The organism is Oceanitalea stevensii (assembly GCF_014837105.1).
Taxonomy (GTDB): domain Bacteria; phylum Actinomycetota; class Actinomycetes; order Actinomycetales; family Actinomycetaceae; genus Oceanitalea; species Oceanitalea stevensii.
Genome location: NZ_JACSPO010000006.1, coordinates 143,496 through 157,370 on the forward strand (window position 1 = coordinate 143,496; position 13,875 = coordinate 157,370).

The window sequence follows — 13,875 nt, forward strand, 5'->3', positions numbered from 1 at the left end:
GCTGCCGGGCGGACCGCCGCCGTCGGCGTCCCGGGACGTCGCCCCGGTGCGCCGTCACCTCGAGGCCGGCGCGCTCGAGCAGGTCCCGCTCCCGGGCGGTGGCGTCCACGGCCCGGCTCAGGACCGGTCGAGGAACTGGGCGCGCTCGGGGTCGAGCTGCTCGGTGATCGCCTGGAGCAGGGCCGGGTGGTCCATGAGCAGGCGGTCCTGGTCGACGAGCGCGCGCGCGTCCCAGCGGGCCTTCTCGATGACCGCCGTGTCGGTGAGGACGCGCAGCAGGCGCAGGGAGCTGCCGCGGCCGGACTGGGCCGCGCCGAGGATGTCGCCCTCGCGGCGCTGCTCGAGGTCCACCTGGGCCAGCTCGAAGCCGTCGGTGGTGGCCTCGAAGGCCCGCAGGCGGGTCATCGCCGGGGTGTCCTCCACGGCGGTGGTCCAGGCGATGCACGTGCCGGGGCGGGCACCGCGGCCGATGCGGCCGCGCAGCTGGTGGAGCTGGGAGATGCCGAAGCGGTCGGCGTCCATGATGACCATGACCGAGGCCTCGGGGACGTCGACACCGACCTCGACGACGGTCGTCGTCACGAGGACCGGCACCTGGCCCGAGGCGAAGGCGGCCATCGCCGCCTCCTTGTCCTCCGGCGACATCCGGCCGTGCAGCTCGCCCACCGCGACGCCCGCGAGGACCGGGTGCTCGCGCAGGAGCGCGGCGACCTCGTCGACGGCGGCCAGCGGCCGGGCGGGCGCGGGGCGGGCACCCGACGGCGCGTCCTCGGCGGGCGGCTCGTCGACCTCGGTGAGGAGGTCGGTCTCGACGTCGTCGTCCTGGGACGTGATCCGGGGGCACACGACGTAGACGCGACCGCCGTCGTCGATCTCCTCGCGGGCCAGCTGCCAGGTGCGCTCGACCCACCGCGGGTGGGTCGAGGGGGCGAGGAAGGTGCGGATGGGCGAGCGGCCGGCGGGGATCTCGCGCAGCGTGGAGGTCTCGAGGTCACCGAAGACGGTCATCGCAACGGTCCGCGGGATGGGCGTGGCCGTCATGACGAGCAGGTGCGGGGCGGTGGCGGCCTTGGCGCGCAGGGCGTCACGCTGCTCGACGCCGAAGCGGTGCTGCTCGTCGACGACGACGAGCCCGAGCTCGGCGAACTGGACGTCCTCGGAGAGCAGCGCGTGGGTGCCGATGACGATCCCCGCCTCCCCGGAGGCCGCGGCGAGGAGCGCCTTCTTCCGGGCGGCGGCCGGCATGGAGCCGGTGAGCAGGGTGACCCGGGTGGCGTCCTCCGCGCCGCCGAGCATCCCCGCCTCGGCGAGCGGGCCGAGCATCGCGGTGATCGAGCGGGCGTGCTGGGCGGCGAGCACCTCGGTGGGCGCGAGGAGCGCGGCCTGCCCCCCGGCGTCGACGACCTGGAGCATGGCGAGCAGCGCGACGACCGTCTTGCCCGAGCCCACCTCGCCCTGGAGCAGGCGCTGCATGGGCCAGGGCCGGGCGAGCTCGGCGGACAGCTCGGCGACGACCTCCTGCTGGCCGTGGGTGAGGGTGAAGGGCAGCCGGGCCTCGAAGGCCTCGCGGATGCCGCCCTCCCGCGCGGGGCGGGCGGTGGCCGCGGTGGCCTCCGCCTCCGCGCGCCGCACCGCGAGCGCCGTCTGGAGGACGAAGGCCTCCTCGTAGCGCAGCCGGTCGCGGCCCCGGCGCCAGTCCTCGTCCGTCGTGGGGGCGTGGACCAGCCGCAGCGCCTCGAGGAGCGTGGGCATGCTCTCGCGCTGGAGGACGCGGAAGGGGACGGGGTCGGGGACGTCGGCCTCGTGGAGGGGCTCGAGGACGGTCTGCACCGCACCCCGGATCCGCCACGTGGGCAGCGACGCGCTCGCCGGGTAGAAGGGGATCGGCCGGGACTGCTCCAGCGCCGCGAGCTCGGTGTCCTCCTCGTCGTCGACGAAGCGGAAGTCGGGGTTCTTGAGCATCCGCCGGCCGCCGAACTCCTCGACGGTGCCGGTGAACAGCCCCACCCGGCCGCCGCGCAGCTGGTTCTCGCGGCTGGCGAGCATGCCGCGTCCGCCGAAGAAGCGCAGGAGCAGCTCGCGCCGGCCGTCGCTCACCGTGACGTCGAGCATCGCGGTCCGCGGGTTGCGGGTGGACCGCATCGAGGTGCGCACGACCATGGCGTTGACCGTGACGTGGTCCCCCACCGGCAGGTCGGTGAAGTCCGTGAGCCGGCCCGGCTCCCCGTAGCGGCGCGGGTAGTGGCGCAGCAGGTCCCAGGCCGTCTCGATGCCGAGCTTGGCCAGCGCCTTGGCGGTGCGGTCCCCGACGAGCCGGGCCAGCGGGGTGGTCAGGGCGGTCACTGGGCCCCCAGGAGCAGCTCGGGCACGGGCACGCCGGCGTCGAGGACGAGGACCTCGGCCTGCGGCGCACGGGCGAGGACGGCGGTGCGCAGCCGGCCGGCGACGCCGGTGGTGCCGGAGCCGACGACGGCGGTGAGGAGCTCGTCCCCCGGCTGCACGAGCCGGGCGACGGCCTCCTCGAGACCGACGACGGCGCAGGTGGCCGTGCGGACGCTGCCCGCGACGTCGTCGGCCGCGGCGAGCCGCTCGGTGGCGGGCGCGCCGGGGTGCTGCTCGGCGACGACGGCGAGGACGGCGGGCTCGGAGCGGGTGGCGGCCACCGCGACGCGCTGCGGGAGGAAGGGCCCGTCGGTGACGACCCGGCCGGCCAGCGCCGCCGACTCCTCGTCGCAGGGCAGGAGGAGGACCTCGCGCGCGCCGGCGTCGACGACGCCGCGCTCGAGACCCGCGGCGGCGGGGCCGAGGACGACGACGGCGCCGGTGGCCGCGAGCGGGGCGACGAGCCCGGGCAGGCGCGTGCAGGCGACGACGCCGGCGGGCGGGGCGGTGAGCGAGCGGACGCACACCTGCTCGGCGCCGTCGGCCAGGACGGCGGTGGGCTCGGCGGTGTGGACGTGGACCTGCCACAGGCCGCGCTCCCCCGGCCCCTCGCTGCCGCCGACGACGGCGACCGACTCGCCCGCGGCGTCGAGGCGGGTGCGCAGCGCGGCGGCCTCCCGTGCCGTCGCGTGGAGGACGTACATGACCTCGAGGTCCCCGGGCCCGCCCTCCTCGGCGCCGACGACGCCCGCGCCGAGGGCGCACGCGGCGTGGTGGGCCGCCGGCCGGGGCGCCGGCAGGCTCGCCAGCGCCTCCCGGGCACGGGCGGTGGCCGGGGCGCCGCCGCAGACCACGGCCGCGAGCGCCTCGAGGAGGATCGTGTAGCCCGCCGCGCCGGCGTCGACGACGCCGCGCTCGGCGAGGACCGGGAGCTGGCTGCGGGTGTCGCCGAGCGCGCGGGCGGCGCCCTGCGCGGCGGCGGTGACGACGCCGGCCAGGCTCCGGTCGGCCGCCTCCTCCGCCGCGAGGGCGGCGGCCGCGGCGACGGTGAGGACGGTGCCCTCGACGGGGCGGGCCACCGCCTGCCGGGCGTCCTGGGCGGCGACGGTGAGCGCGGCGGCGGTAGCGGGGCCGTCGAGGGAGTCCCGGCCGGCGACCGCGCGGGCCAGGCCACGCATCGCCTGGCTGAGGATGACCCCGGAGTTGCCCCGGGCCCCGACGAGCGCGCCCCGGGCCGCGGCGGCGGTGAGCGCGGTGAGGTCCCCCTCCGGGCGGAGGCGGCCGGCGGCGCGGGCGGCCCCGGCGAGGGTGAGGACGAGGTTGGTGCCGGTGTCCCCGTCGGGGACGGGGAAGACGTTGAGGACGTCGACCTGCCGGCGGACGGCGAGGAGCGACCTCAGCCCCTGCTCGAACCAGCGGCGCACGTCCGCGGGCCCGAGCACGGTGAGCGTGTCCGCCACGTCCGTCCTCCCGGGTATCGTCGATCGCGTTCAGGTTAGTGCCCACCCCTGACACCGTGACGCACCTCGCCCGAGCCCGTTTGGGCGCGCCCCACGGCGTCGGGTATCCTGCTCAGGTTGCCCGTACGGGCGGTCGGCCGGCCTGCGCCGTCGACCACGACAGACCCCCACGATCGAGCAGATCGTGTTGCCAGCAAGAGATTCAGGAGAAGACCGTGGCTGCCACCTGCGACGTCTGCGGCAAGCACCCCAGCTTCGGCAAGAGCGTCTCGCACTCCCACGTGCGGACGAGCCGTCGGTGGAACCCGAACATCCAGCGCGTGCGCACGAACGTGAACGGCACCGCGAAGCGGATGAACGTCTGCACCTCGTGCCTCAAGGCCGGCAAGGTGCAGCGCGCCACCAGCGCCTGATCTGCCCCACCCGGCCCGCCGGGTGACCAGAGCCTGACCGAGAGGGCCGCCCGAGCACCGGGCGGCCCTCTCGGCGTGCCCGGGTACTGTGGCGCGGTGCCCGAGCTCACCACCGACCGCCTCCTCCTGCGCCCGTGGACCGACGACGACGTCGACTTCGCCCTCGACCTCCACTCCCGCTGGGAGGTCCAGCGCTTCCTCGGTGCCGAGCCGCGGGTCATCACCGACCGTGCCGAGGCGGTCGAGCGGGTCACGCGCTACCGCAGCCTGGACGACCACCCCGTCCACGGGATCTGGCTCGTCACCGACCGTGACGGCGTCCGGCGGCACGGCACGCTGCTCCTCAAGGACATCCCCCTGTCCGGCCCGACGCTGCCGCTGGCACCCTCCGGGGACACCGAGATCGGCTGGCACCTCCACCCTGACTCGTGGGGTCACGGGTACGCGAGCGAGGCGGCGGCCGCCGTGCTGGCCCACGCCCTGGCCTCAGGGCTCCCGCGCGTGGTGGCGGTGACGTACCCGGAGAACGAGGCCTCGCAGCGGGTGGCGCTGCGCATCGGCATGGAGCACCGCGGCACGACGGACCGGTTCTACAACGTGACGAGCGAGCTCTTCGTCGCCGAGGCGTAGCGAGGTCAGGAGCGGGGCTGCTCGAGCCGGGAGCGGGGCTTGAGCCGCACCTGCGGCAGCTCGGGGGCGGGCAGGGGCGCGCCGTCGTACCCGGAGACCCAGCCGAAGCGGGCGATGCCCTCGGGGTCGCCCGCGACCGCCGCCTGCCACTGCGCCCGGGCGGTGACGACTTCCTCGTGGGTGCGGCCGACGAAGTTCCACCACATGAGCACCTCCTCCTCGAAGGGGGCGCCGCCCATGAGCACCGCACGGACCGGCGTGTCACCGGCCTCGAGGAGGATCTCGTCCCGCCCGGGCGCGAGGTACGCCAGCCACGCCTCGGCCACGGGGGTGCCGGCGACGGTCAGCTCCCCGGAGACGAGGAGCACCCCGTGCTCGAAGGCCGGGTCCACCGGCAGCCGGACGGTCGCGCCGGCCGGGACGTCGAGCTGCGCGGCGACGAGCGGCGAGTAGGCCCGCGCGGGTGAGGTCACGCCGCCGAGCGAGCCCATGAAGACCCTCACCAGGGCGCCGTCGACCGAGAAGGACGGGACGTCCCGCACGTGGTCGAAGGCAAGCTCGCCCGCGCGGGCCGTGCCGGGCAGGGCGGTCCAGAGCTGGACGCCGTGCAGGCGACCCTGCTCGGGGAAGCGCGCGAGCGTCCCCTCCTCGGAGTGACAGATCCCGTCACCGGCCGTCATGAGGTTGAGCTGGCCCGGCTCGATCGTCTGCACCGAGCCGAGGGCGTCCCGGTGGAGCACCTGCCCCTCGAAGAGCCACGTCACCGTCTGCAGCCCGGTGTGCGGGTGCGGGGCCACGTCCATCCCGCCGGAGACGGCGATGTCGTCCGGGCCGTAGTGGTCGGCGAAGCAGAACGCCCCGATCAAGGAGCGCCGGCGCGACGGGAGGGTGCGGCGCACCGTCATCGCCCGCGGCCCGCCGAGCGGGACGTCGCGCGGCTCGATGAGCTCGACGGCGGCCGGCTCCGGGCCGGCCACGCACACCTGCTCCTGCGGGCGGGGCTCGAGGTTCGTCATGCCTCCAGCGTAGGCAGGCGGTCCCCGAGAGGGACGCCTACCGGCGAAAGTGGTCCCAGCCGACGGCGGCGGCGTGCGGAGCGTCCTGCGGTGCCGTGACGACGCCCGGCCCCCCGGCCCGCACGGTGCCGAGCCGCCGGAAGCCCTCCGGCAGCGGCGCGCCGGCGGGGAAGGTGGCGAGCAGGCCATGGTCCTCACCACCGGTGAGCAACCACGCCTCCGGCGCGGTGCCCAGGCGTGCCGCGAGCGGGGCGAGGGCGGCGAGGTCGTCCGCGAGGGAGTCGGCGAGCGGGTCGAGGACGATCTCGACGCCCGACGCGCGCGCCAGCCGCCCGGCGTCGCGCAGCAGGCCGTCGCTCACGTCCATCATCGCGCTGGCACCCGCGTCGGCGGCGGCCGGGCCGGCGGCGTAGGGCGGCACGGGCCGCAGGAAGGCGACGACGGCGGCGGCGTCGTCGTCGGCGTCCGCGATACCGGCGAGGAGGGTGCCGGACCCGGCGGCGCCGTCGGCGTCCTCCGTGCCGGTGGCGAGGGGGCCGGACCCGGCGGCCGCGGCGCCGTCGTCGTCCTCCGTGCCGGTGGCAAGGACGGCGAGGCCGGCGGCGGCCCGCCCGATGGTGCCGGCGTGGGCGAGCACGTCGCCGGGGCGGGCGCCGGAGCGCAGGACCGGGTCGCGGCCCTCGAGGTCGCCGTGGACGGTGACGGCGACGACGAGCCGCTCCCCCGCACTGAGGTCGCCGCCGTCGACGCCGACAGCGAGCGGCCCGCACACGTCGGCGAGGCCGCGGGCGAGGTCCTCGACCCAGCCGACCGGGGTGGCCGGCGGCAGGACGAGGCCGACGACGGTGCTCGTCGGGACGGCGCCCATGGCCGCGATGTCGGCGAGGTTCTGCGCGGCGGCCCGGGCCCCGACGTCGCGGGCGGTGCCCCAGCCGCGGCGGAAGTGGTGGTCCTCGACGAGGACGTCGGTCGACACGACGAAGCGCCCGTCCGGGGCGGCCACGACGGCGGCGTCGTCACCGGTCGGGACGAGCGTGGCCCGCCCGCGCGGGAGCAGCGGGGTGAAGCGGGCGAGGAGCTCGCCCTCGCTCAGCGCACTGACGGGGAGCGCGGACGTGTCGGTCACCCGGCCACGCTACCCGGGGCGCCGCCGCGCTCGGGCGGCGGGTTACCGTGAGGGACGTGAGACGACGGCGGACGATGGCGGTGGCGGCAGCGGTGGCGGCGGTGGGGGCGTGCTCCTCACCGGTGACGGTGCCCGCCGGCCCCTACGCCGCGGACCCCGTCTGCGGGGAGGTCCTCCAGGCGCTGCCCGGTGAGCTCGCCGGTGGTGAGGAGCGCTCGATCGGGAGCCAGTCCATCGCCGGCTGGGGCGAGCCGGCGATCACGCTGCGCTGCGGCGTCGACGTCCCCGGCCCGAGCACCGAGCGGTGCATCACCGTGGAGTCGGGCGACACCTCCGTCGACTGGCTCGCCCTCGAGGCCGACGACGACATGGTCCCCGAGCACGCCCGGCGCGAGAACGGCTCCTGGACCTTCATCACCTACGGGCGCGTGCCCGCGGTGGAGGTCGTCGTGCCGACCGAGCGCGGCGGCGACCAGCCCACGGCGGTCCTGGTCGACCTGGCGTCGGCGGTAGAGCGGACGACGCCCGAGCGCAGCTGCATCGGCACAGACGACCTCTAACCCACCCCTTCTTCCCGCATATGCGGAAATACTGCAGGCGTCCACGCACTCCGGCGGTGATTTTCGCGCATATGCGCGAGGTGCGGGGTGGGTCAGCGGAGGCCGACGGGGCGGTCCAGCGCCAGCTGGATGAGCTCGTCGACGAGCTCGGCGTAGGGCAGGCCGCTGCGCTCCCACATGAGCGGGTACATCGAGTACGGCGTGAAGCCGGGCATCGTGTTGACCTCGTTGACGGTCACCCGGCCCGAGCCGGTGACGAAGAAGTCCACCCGCGCCAGGCCCTCGCAGCCGAGCGCCTCGAAGGCCCGCGCGGCGACGACCCGGACCTCGTCGATGACGTGCTGGGGCAGCTCGGCGGGGCAGCTGAGCTGCACGTGGGCGGCGTCGAGGTACTTCGCCTCGAAGTCGTAGAAGGCGTGGCCGTCGACGACGATCTCCCCCGGCAGGGCGGTGCGCGGGGCGTCGTCCCCGCGGCCCTGGAGGACGGCGCACTCGATCTCCCGGCCCTCGAGCGCCGCCTCGACGACGACCTTGGGGTCGTGGCGCTGGGCCTCGGCGATGGCGTCGGCGAGCTCGGCGCGGCGGTCGACCTTCGTGATGCCGAGGGACGAGCCGGCGCGCGCGGGCTTGACGAAGACCGGGTAGCCGAGGCTGTCGACGGAGTCCATCGCGGCGTCGGCGTCGGTGCGCCACTGCCGCGGCGTGATGACCGTGTAGGGGCCCACCGGCAGCCCGTGCCCCGCGAGGACGACCTTCATGTAGTGCTTGTCCATGCCGGCCGCGGACGCGAGCACCCCGGAGCCGACGTAGGGCAGCTGGGCCATCTCGAGCAGCCCCTGGAGCGTGCCGTCCTCACCGAAGGGCCCGTGGAGCACGGGGAAGACGACGTCGACCTCACCGAGGCTGCGGGGCAGTCGGCCGGCCTCGGTGACGGTGAGCTCGCGGCGCACGTCCGCCATGGGCAGGACGACGTCGCCCCCGGCCTCCGCGACCTGCGGCAGGTCGCCGCCGGCGATGGACAGGGCGTCCGGGTCGTCCGGCGCCAGCACCCACTGGCCGGAGGGCGTGATGCCGATGGGCAGGACGTCGTAGCGCTCACGGTCCAGGGCGCGGAGCACCCCGGCGGCCGTGGCGCAGCTGATCGCGTGCTCGCCGCTGCGCCCGCCGAAGACGAGGGCCACCCGGGTGCGGCGCGGCGCCCCGGTGGCGGCGCCAGTGGCGGCAGCGGGAGAGGGCGCGGGCTGGGTCGAGTCGCTCATCGCCTGTGAGACTACCGGCGGCCGCTGACGTCACCCCGGCAACCCGCCGCCCGCGTGGGGAGCCTCACCGTGGCGGACCCCGGCTCCGGCCCCGTCCCCGCACCCTGCGCCCGCTGGTCCACCGTGCCGGCGGTCGACCGGGCGCAGGGTGACACCAACGGCAGCAGGGAGCGGAAGGGGACGGCAGGCCAATCTCGTGGGACGGGTGACGAGGCAGCGCATGCACAGGTCTACCCTGACGCCGTGAACGACCGAGACCTCAGCCCCGCCACCTACGCCGTCGTCGCCGGGCGCCCCGAGCGCACCGAGGGGGCGCCGGTCAACCCGCCGGTGGTCCTCTCCTCCACCTACGTCGGCCGCGGCGCCGCCGCGCCGGGAGTCCCCGTGTACACCCGCCTGGGCACCGAGACGTGGGAGCCGCTCGAGGAGGCGCTGGCCGGCCTCGAGCGCGCCGCCGAGCCGGGTCTCGTCTTCGCCTCGGGCATGGCCGCGGTGAGCGCCGCGCTCGACCTCACCCGCCCCGGCACCCGGCTCGTCGTCCCGCGCCACGCCTACCACGCCTCCCTCGTCGCGGCCCGGCACCTCGTCGAGCGCAGCAACGTCGAGCTCGTCGAGGTCGACATCGCCGACACCGCCGCCGTCGTCGCCGCGATCGAGGGCGGCACGACCTCACTCGTGTGGGTCGAGACGCCCACCAACCCGATGCTGGAGATCGCCGACATCGCCGCGATCAGCACCGCCGCGCACGCGGCCGGCGCCGTCGTCGTCGTCGACAACACCTTCGCCACCCCGCTGGCGCAGCGCCCCCTCGAGCTCGGTGCCGACGTCGTCGTCCACTCGGTGAGCAAGTACCTCGCCGGCCACTCCGACCTCATCCTCGGTGCAGTCCTCACGAGCTCGCGCGAGCTGTACGGCGCCGTGCGCACCCGCCGCGACATCGGCGGCGGCATCGCCGGCCCGTGGGAGACGTGGCTCGCGCTGCGCGGCCTGCGCACCCTCGCGCTGCGCGTCGAGCGCTCCCAGGCCAACGCCGCCGAGCTGGCGCGCCGCCTCGAGGGCCACGCGCACGTCGTCGCCGTCGCCCACCCCTCCCTGGCCAGCCACCCGCAGCACGAGCGCGCCACCGCCCAGATGGACGGGTACGGCTCGATCATCACGCTGCGCCCCGCGGGCGGGCAGGCCGGCGCGGACGCCCTCGCCTCCGCGGTGCGCCTGTGGGTGCCCGCCACGAGCCTGGGCGGCGTCGAGTCGAGCCTCGAGCGGCGCCGGCGCTTCGCCTCCGAGGCCCCCACGGTGCCCGACGACCTCCTGCGCATGTCCGTGGGCGTCGAGGACGTCGAGGACCTGTGGGCCGACCTGCAGGTCGGGTTGGCCGCTGCGGCCGCCGTCTAACATCGGGAGATGACCGCCTCGCGCACCACCCGGATCGTCGCCGCCGCCTCCCTCGCCGCCCTCGCGCTCGCCGCGTGCGGGAACGACGGCGAGCCCACGCCGTCCACCTCGACGAACCCGCCGCCCGTGGTCACCGAGCCGACGACCGACGCCTCCCCCACCGACGAGCCGTCGGCGAGCCCGGAGCCGAGCAGCGACGCGCCGACCGACACGCCCGCCCCGGAGGAGCCGACCGACGCGCCCGCCTTCGGCCCGGCCGGCACCGCGCAGAGCGCCGAGCCGAGCGGTGACCTGCTCCTCCCGGTCGGCCTGCGCGTGGGCGACCACGAGGGCTTCGACCGGGTCGTCGTCGAGCTCGCCGGTGAGGGCGTGCCCGGCTGGCAGGTCGAGTACGTCGAGGAGGCGATCGAGGACGGCCGGGGCGAGCGCGTGGACGTCGACGGCGAGGCGATCCTCGCCGTGTCCGTCTCCGGCACCCGCTACCCCGACGAGGGCGAGGAGCACTACGTCCCCGGCGAGCCGCTCGAGGGCCCGGACGTCATCGACGAGGTCCACTACCTGGGGACCTTCGAGGGGCTGACCCAGCTGTTCATCGGCGTCGACGACGGCCCGGCGGACTACCGGGTCTTCACGCTCGCCGACCCGGCCCGCCTCGTCATCGACATCGCCGACCCCGAGGACTGAGCCCTAGACGCCCTCGGCCTTGCGGGGCCGGGAGAGCAGCGCCTCGGTCATCGCGAGGACCGGCAGGCCCTCGTGGAGGACGGCGGCGACGGCCTGGCTGATCGGCAGGTCGACGCCGTGCGCGGCGGCGAGCTCGAGGACAGCGCGGCAGGACTTCACGCCCTCGGCGGTCCCGCCGGTGGCGGCCACGGCCTCCTCCAGCGACATCCCCTCCCCCACGTGCCGGCCGAGGGTGTTGTTGCGCGACAGCCGTGAGGCGCAGGTCGCCACGAGGTCCCCCAGGCCCGCGAGGCCGGCGAAGGTCTCGGCCTGGGCGCCGAGCGCGAGGCCCAGGCGGGTGGTCTCGGCCAGCCCGCGCGTGATGATCGTCGCGGTCGTGTTGTCCCCGAAGCCGGCGCCCTGCGCCATGCCGACGGCGAGCGCGATGACGTTCTTCACCGCGCCACCGAGCTCGACGCCCACGACGTCGGTGTTCGTGTAGGGCCGGAAGTACGGGGTGGCGCAGGCGTGCGCGACCCGCGCGGCGGTGGTCTCGTCGCTCGCGGCGACGACGGTGGCCGTGGGCTGGTGGGTGGCGATCTCGCGGGCGAGGTTGGGCCCGGAGACGACGGCGACCCTCCGCTCCTCCAGGCCGAGCGCCTCGCGCAGCACCTCGCTCATCCGCTCGTGGGTGCCGAGCTCGACCCCCTTCATGAGGGAGACGACGACGGCGTCCGGCTCGAGGGCGTCCGCGGAGCCGGACAGCACGGCGCGCACCGCCTGGGACGGGACGGCCACCGCGACGAGAGCGGCGCCGGCGAGCGCGGCGCGCAGGTCCGTCGTCGCCGTGACGCCGCCCGGCAGGGTGACGCCGGGCAGGTACCGCTCGTTGCGGTGCTCCTCGGTGATCTCGCGGCACGCCTCGGGCGAGCGGCCCCACATGGTGACCTCGTTGCCGGCGTCGGCGAGGACGGCGGCGAAGGTCGTGCCCCAGCTTCCGGTGCCGAGGACCGCGGCGCGCGGGGCCGGGGCGGTGGTCGTGCTGGTCATGCATCCCTCTCGGTACGGGGGCTGGTGCGGGTGCGACGCGCGCGCCTGCGCTCGGCGCGGGCGGCGAGCTCGGCGGCGCGCGGGTCGCCGTCGCGGCGGGTGTCGTAGGGGCGGGCCGGCGGCTCCTCGCCGCGCAGGCCCGCGAGGATCTCGGTGATCGCGGCCATGACCCGCTCGGTCGCCTCGCGCAGCGCCTGCGGGTCGTCCTCCCGGCCGTACAGGTCCTCCAGCGGCACGGGCGGGCCGGCCTCGACCCGCACGGTGCGGCGCGGGACGACGTGGAGCGTCCGCCCGTAGCGGGCCAGGACGTCCTGGGGCCCCCACTGCGCGACGGGCACGACGGGCACCCGTGCCGACAGCGCGAGACGGGCGACGCCGTGCTTCGCCGTCATCGGCCACAGGTCGGGGTCACGGGTGAAGGTGCCCTCGGGGAAGATCCCCACGCACAGTCCCTGGGCGAGCGCCTCGCGTGCCGGCTCGAGCGCCGCGACGGCCGAGGCGCTGTCGCGCTCGACGGCGATCTGCCCCGCCTTGCCGATCACCCAGCCGACGACCGGGACACGGAAGAGGGTGTGCTTGGCCAGGAACCGCGGCGCGGCGCCGTGGTTGTACAGGTAGTGCGCGAAGACGAGCGGGTCGACGTTCGTCAGGTGGTTCCCGGCCGCGATGAAGCCGCCCTCGGCGGGCAGGTGCTCGGCGCCGCGCCAGTCACGGCGCATCGTCGCCCGCAGCAGCGGGCGCAGCAGCCCGGCGATGACGCGGTACATCGGAGGGACGGGTCTGGTCACCCGGGGATCGTATCGTCGCGCCCTACGCGCTCCCGACGGCGGGAGCCGTCACCACCTCCTCCACCGGGGCGGCCGCCGTCGGGACGGGGCGGCGGGCGGCGCGCCGCCGCCGCACGAGGCGGACGGTGCCGAACGCCACCCGTGCGAGGACGAGGACGACGACGGCGGCCGGCACCCACGGCACCGCGACGGCGGTGACGGTGGCCGTCTCACGGACGGCGTCGGGGCCGGTGCTCAGCCGCGCGAGGACGGAGACGTCGGCGCTGAGCAGGCCCCACGCGGGCACGCCGGGCAGGGCGAGGGAGTCCGCGACCCCGGGTGCTGTGAGCGCCGAGGCGCGCAGCCGGTCACCGGGCATGAGCTCGGGCAGCGGGACGGTCGCGGGCTCCTCGGCGAGCGGGCCGAAGGGGCTGCTGACCGTGACCGCCGACTGGGGCATGAGCCGGGCGTTGCCCTCGTTCGACACGGTGAAGTCCACCCGGGTGTCGCCGGACCAGAAGTTCCACCACGGGGCGTCACGGGTGAGGGTGAGGTCGGAGACGGTGACGGCGGGCGCGAGGTCACCGGGCACGCGGAGGTACACGCGGCTCGCGACGCGGGCGTCGACGAGCACGCGCTCGCCCGCGCTCGTCGTCTCCTCGCGCGGCATCGACACGACGACGCCGGCGACGTAGTCACCCGGCTGCTCGTTCTCGGGGACGGTGACGGTGAAGGGCACGGCGCTCTCCCCGCCGGGCTCGAGGGTGACGCGCGCGGTCGCCGGCGTGATCCACGCCCCGGCGAAGCGTGGGGTGTCCTCGGCCAGGAGCAGGCCGAGGTCGCCCGAGGGGGTGGTGACGGCGTCGGTCGCCCACACGTCCACGGTGATCTCCTCCGGGCCGCGGTTGCGGACGAGGACGGTGTCCTCGTGCGTCTGCCCGGGGTCGAGGGTGAGCTCGAAGGCCTGCCGCGGGCCGTCGTCGTCGGGGGCGGGCAGCACCTCCCAGGCGGCGGGCGGCGGGGCCTCCTCCGCGGCGGCGGGGGCACCGAGCAGGGCGGCGGCGAGGATCGCGGCCGCGGTGGCAAGACGTCTCATGGGTCCTCCTGTGGTTCGTGGGGCGCCCGGGGGGGGGGGGGGGGGGCCCCCCCCCCCCCGG

The 13,875-nt window shown here is 76.3% G+C and carries 13 protein-coding genes; 5 read left to right on the forward strand and 8 right to left on the reverse strand.

The features are described 5' to 3' along the window. Positions 1-117: 117 nt before the first annotated feature. Positions 118-2,343, reverse strand: a complete 2,226-nt coding sequence (locus H9624_RS11710) for an ATP-dependent DNA helicase RecG (protein ID WP_251840067.1) — start codon at positions 2,341-2,343, stop codon at positions 118-120. Further along, the gene (locus H9624_RS11715; RefSeq protein WP_251840068.1) at positions 2,340-3,842 is read right to left on the reverse strand and encodes a DAK2 domain-containing protein; all 1,503 of its coding nucleotides are present in this window, start codon (positions 3,840-3,842) and stop codon (positions 2,340-2,342) included. Before H9624_RS11715 ends, H9624_RS11710 begins: the two co-directional genes overlap by 4 nt. Positions 3,843-4,057: 215 nt before the next feature. Here H9624_RS11715 and rpmB point away from each other — a divergent pair, with 215 nt between their 5' ends. Together rpmB and H9624_RS11725 are read left to right on the forward strand one after the other, a co-directional pair. Then, positions 4,058-4,255 carry a 50S ribosomal protein L28 gene (gene rpmB, locus H9624_RS11720; RefSeq protein WP_110853808.1) on the forward strand — a complete coding sequence of 66 codons (198 nt, stop codon included), beginning with the start codon at positions 4,058-4,060 and terminating at the stop codon, positions 4,253-4,255. A 96-nt stretch (positions 4,256-4,351) separates the two neighbouring features. Further along, on the forward strand, positions 4,352-4,885 hold the full coding sequence (locus H9624_RS11725) for a GNAT family N-acetyltransferase (protein WP_251840069.1): 534 nt from the start codon (positions 4,352-4,354) through the stop codon (positions 4,883-4,885). Between the two features lie 5 nt (positions 4,886-4,890). On the opposite strand, the gene H9624_RS11730 is transcribed toward H9624_RS11725, so the two are convergent. Both H9624_RS11730 and thiL read right to left on the reverse strand, forming a co-directional pair. Further along, complete coding sequence (locus tag H9624_RS11730) at positions 4,891-5,901, reverse strand: pirin family protein (protein WP_251840070.1); 1,011 nt, start codon at positions 5,899-5,901, stop codon at positions 4,891-4,893. Between the two features lie 37 nt (positions 5,902-5,938). Further along, on the reverse strand, positions 5,939-7,027 hold the full coding sequence (gene thiL / locus H9624_RS11735) for a thiamine-phosphate kinase (RefSeq protein WP_251840071.1): 1,089 nt from the start codon (positions 7,025-7,027) through the stop codon (positions 5,939-5,941). A 56-nt stretch (positions 7,028-7,083) separates the two neighbouring features. Here thiL and H9624_RS11740 point away from each other — a divergent pair, with 56 nt between their 5' ends. Then, on the forward strand, positions 7,084-7,587 hold the full coding sequence (locus H9624_RS11740; protein ID WP_251840072.1) for a DUF3515 family protein: 504 nt from the start codon (positions 7,084-7,086) through the stop codon (positions 7,585-7,587). A gap of 92 nt (positions 7,588-7,679) precedes the next feature. Here the strand turns inward: H9624_RS11740 and H9624_RS11745 are convergent, their stop codons facing one another. After that, positions 7,680-8,846, reverse strand: coding sequence for a D-alanine--D-alanine ligase family protein (locus H9624_RS11745; protein WP_251840073.1), 1,167 nt, complete (start codon positions 8,844-8,846; stop codon positions 7,680-7,682). 243 nt (positions 8,847-9,089) lie between these two features. On the opposite strand from H9624_RS11745, the gene H9624_RS11750 reads away from it, so the two are divergent. Together H9624_RS11750 and H9624_RS11755 are read left to right on the forward strand one after the other, a co-directional pair. Further along, positions 9,090-10,238 carry a trans-sulfuration enzyme family protein gene (locus H9624_RS11750; RefSeq protein WP_251840074.1) on the forward strand — a complete coding sequence of 383 codons (1,149 nt, stop codon included), beginning with the start codon at positions 9,090-9,092 and terminating at the stop codon, positions 10,236-10,238. Positions 10,239-10,247: 9 nt separating this feature from the next. Next, complete coding sequence (locus H9624_RS11755; RefSeq protein ID WP_251840075.1) at positions 10,248-10,922, forward strand: AMIN-like domain-containing (lipo)protein; 675 nt, start codon at positions 10,248-10,250, stop codon at positions 10,920-10,922. A gap of 3 nt (positions 10,923-10,925) precedes the next feature. On the opposite strand, the gene H9624_RS11760 is transcribed toward H9624_RS11755, so the two are convergent. Genes H9624_RS11760 through H9624_RS11770 form a run of 3 tightly spaced genes read right to left on the reverse strand, consistent with a single transcriptional unit; the run spans position 10,926 to position 13,814 of the window. Further along, positions 10,926-11,951: an NAD(P)H-dependent glycerol-3-phosphate dehydrogenase gene (locus H9624_RS11760; protein WP_251840076.1), complete on the reverse strand. Its 1,026-nt coding sequence runs from the start codon at positions 11,949-11,951 to the stop codon at positions 10,926-10,928. After that, positions 11,948-12,739 (reverse strand): lysophospholipid acyltransferase family protein, encoded by a 792-nt coding sequence (locus H9624_RS11765; RefSeq protein WP_251840077.1) that lies wholly within the window; start codon positions 12,737-12,739, stop codon positions 11,948-11,950. The genes H9624_RS11760 and H9624_RS11765 overlap by 4 nt, the downstream gene beginning before the upstream one ends. 22 nt (positions 12,740-12,761) lie before the next feature. Next, positions 12,762-13,814, reverse strand: coding sequence for a WxL protein peptidoglycan domain-containing protein (locus H9624_RS11770; RefSeq protein WP_251840078.1), 1,053 nt, complete (start codon positions 13,812-13,814; stop codon positions 12,762-12,764). Between the last annotated feature and the right edge of the window lie 61 nt (positions 13,815-13,875).

What these genes read in the sequence shown, in the direction of transcription:
- H9624_RS11730 (WP_251840070.1), bottom strand. Translation starts at nt 5,901, where the DNA reads ATGACGAACCTCGAGCCCCGCCCGCAGGAGCAGGTGTGCGTGGCCGGC.
- H9624_RS11745 (WP_251840073.1), bottom strand. Translation starts at nt 8,846, where the DNA reads ATGAGCGACTCGACCCAGCCCGCGCCCTCTCCCGCTGCCGCCACTGGC.
- H9624_RS11755 (WP_251840075.1), top strand. Translation starts at nt 10,248, where the DNA reads ATGACCGCCTCGCGCACCACCCGGATCGTCGCCGCCGCCTCCCTCGCC.
- H9624_RS11760 (WP_251840076.1), bottom strand. Translation starts at nt 11,951, where the DNA reads ATGACCAGCACGACCACCGCCCCGGCCCCGCGCGCCGCGGTCCTCGGC.
- H9624_RS11770 (WP_251840078.1), bottom strand. Translation starts at nt 13,814, where the DNA reads ATGAGACGTCTTGCCACCGCGGCCGCGATCCTCGCCGCCGCCCTGCTC.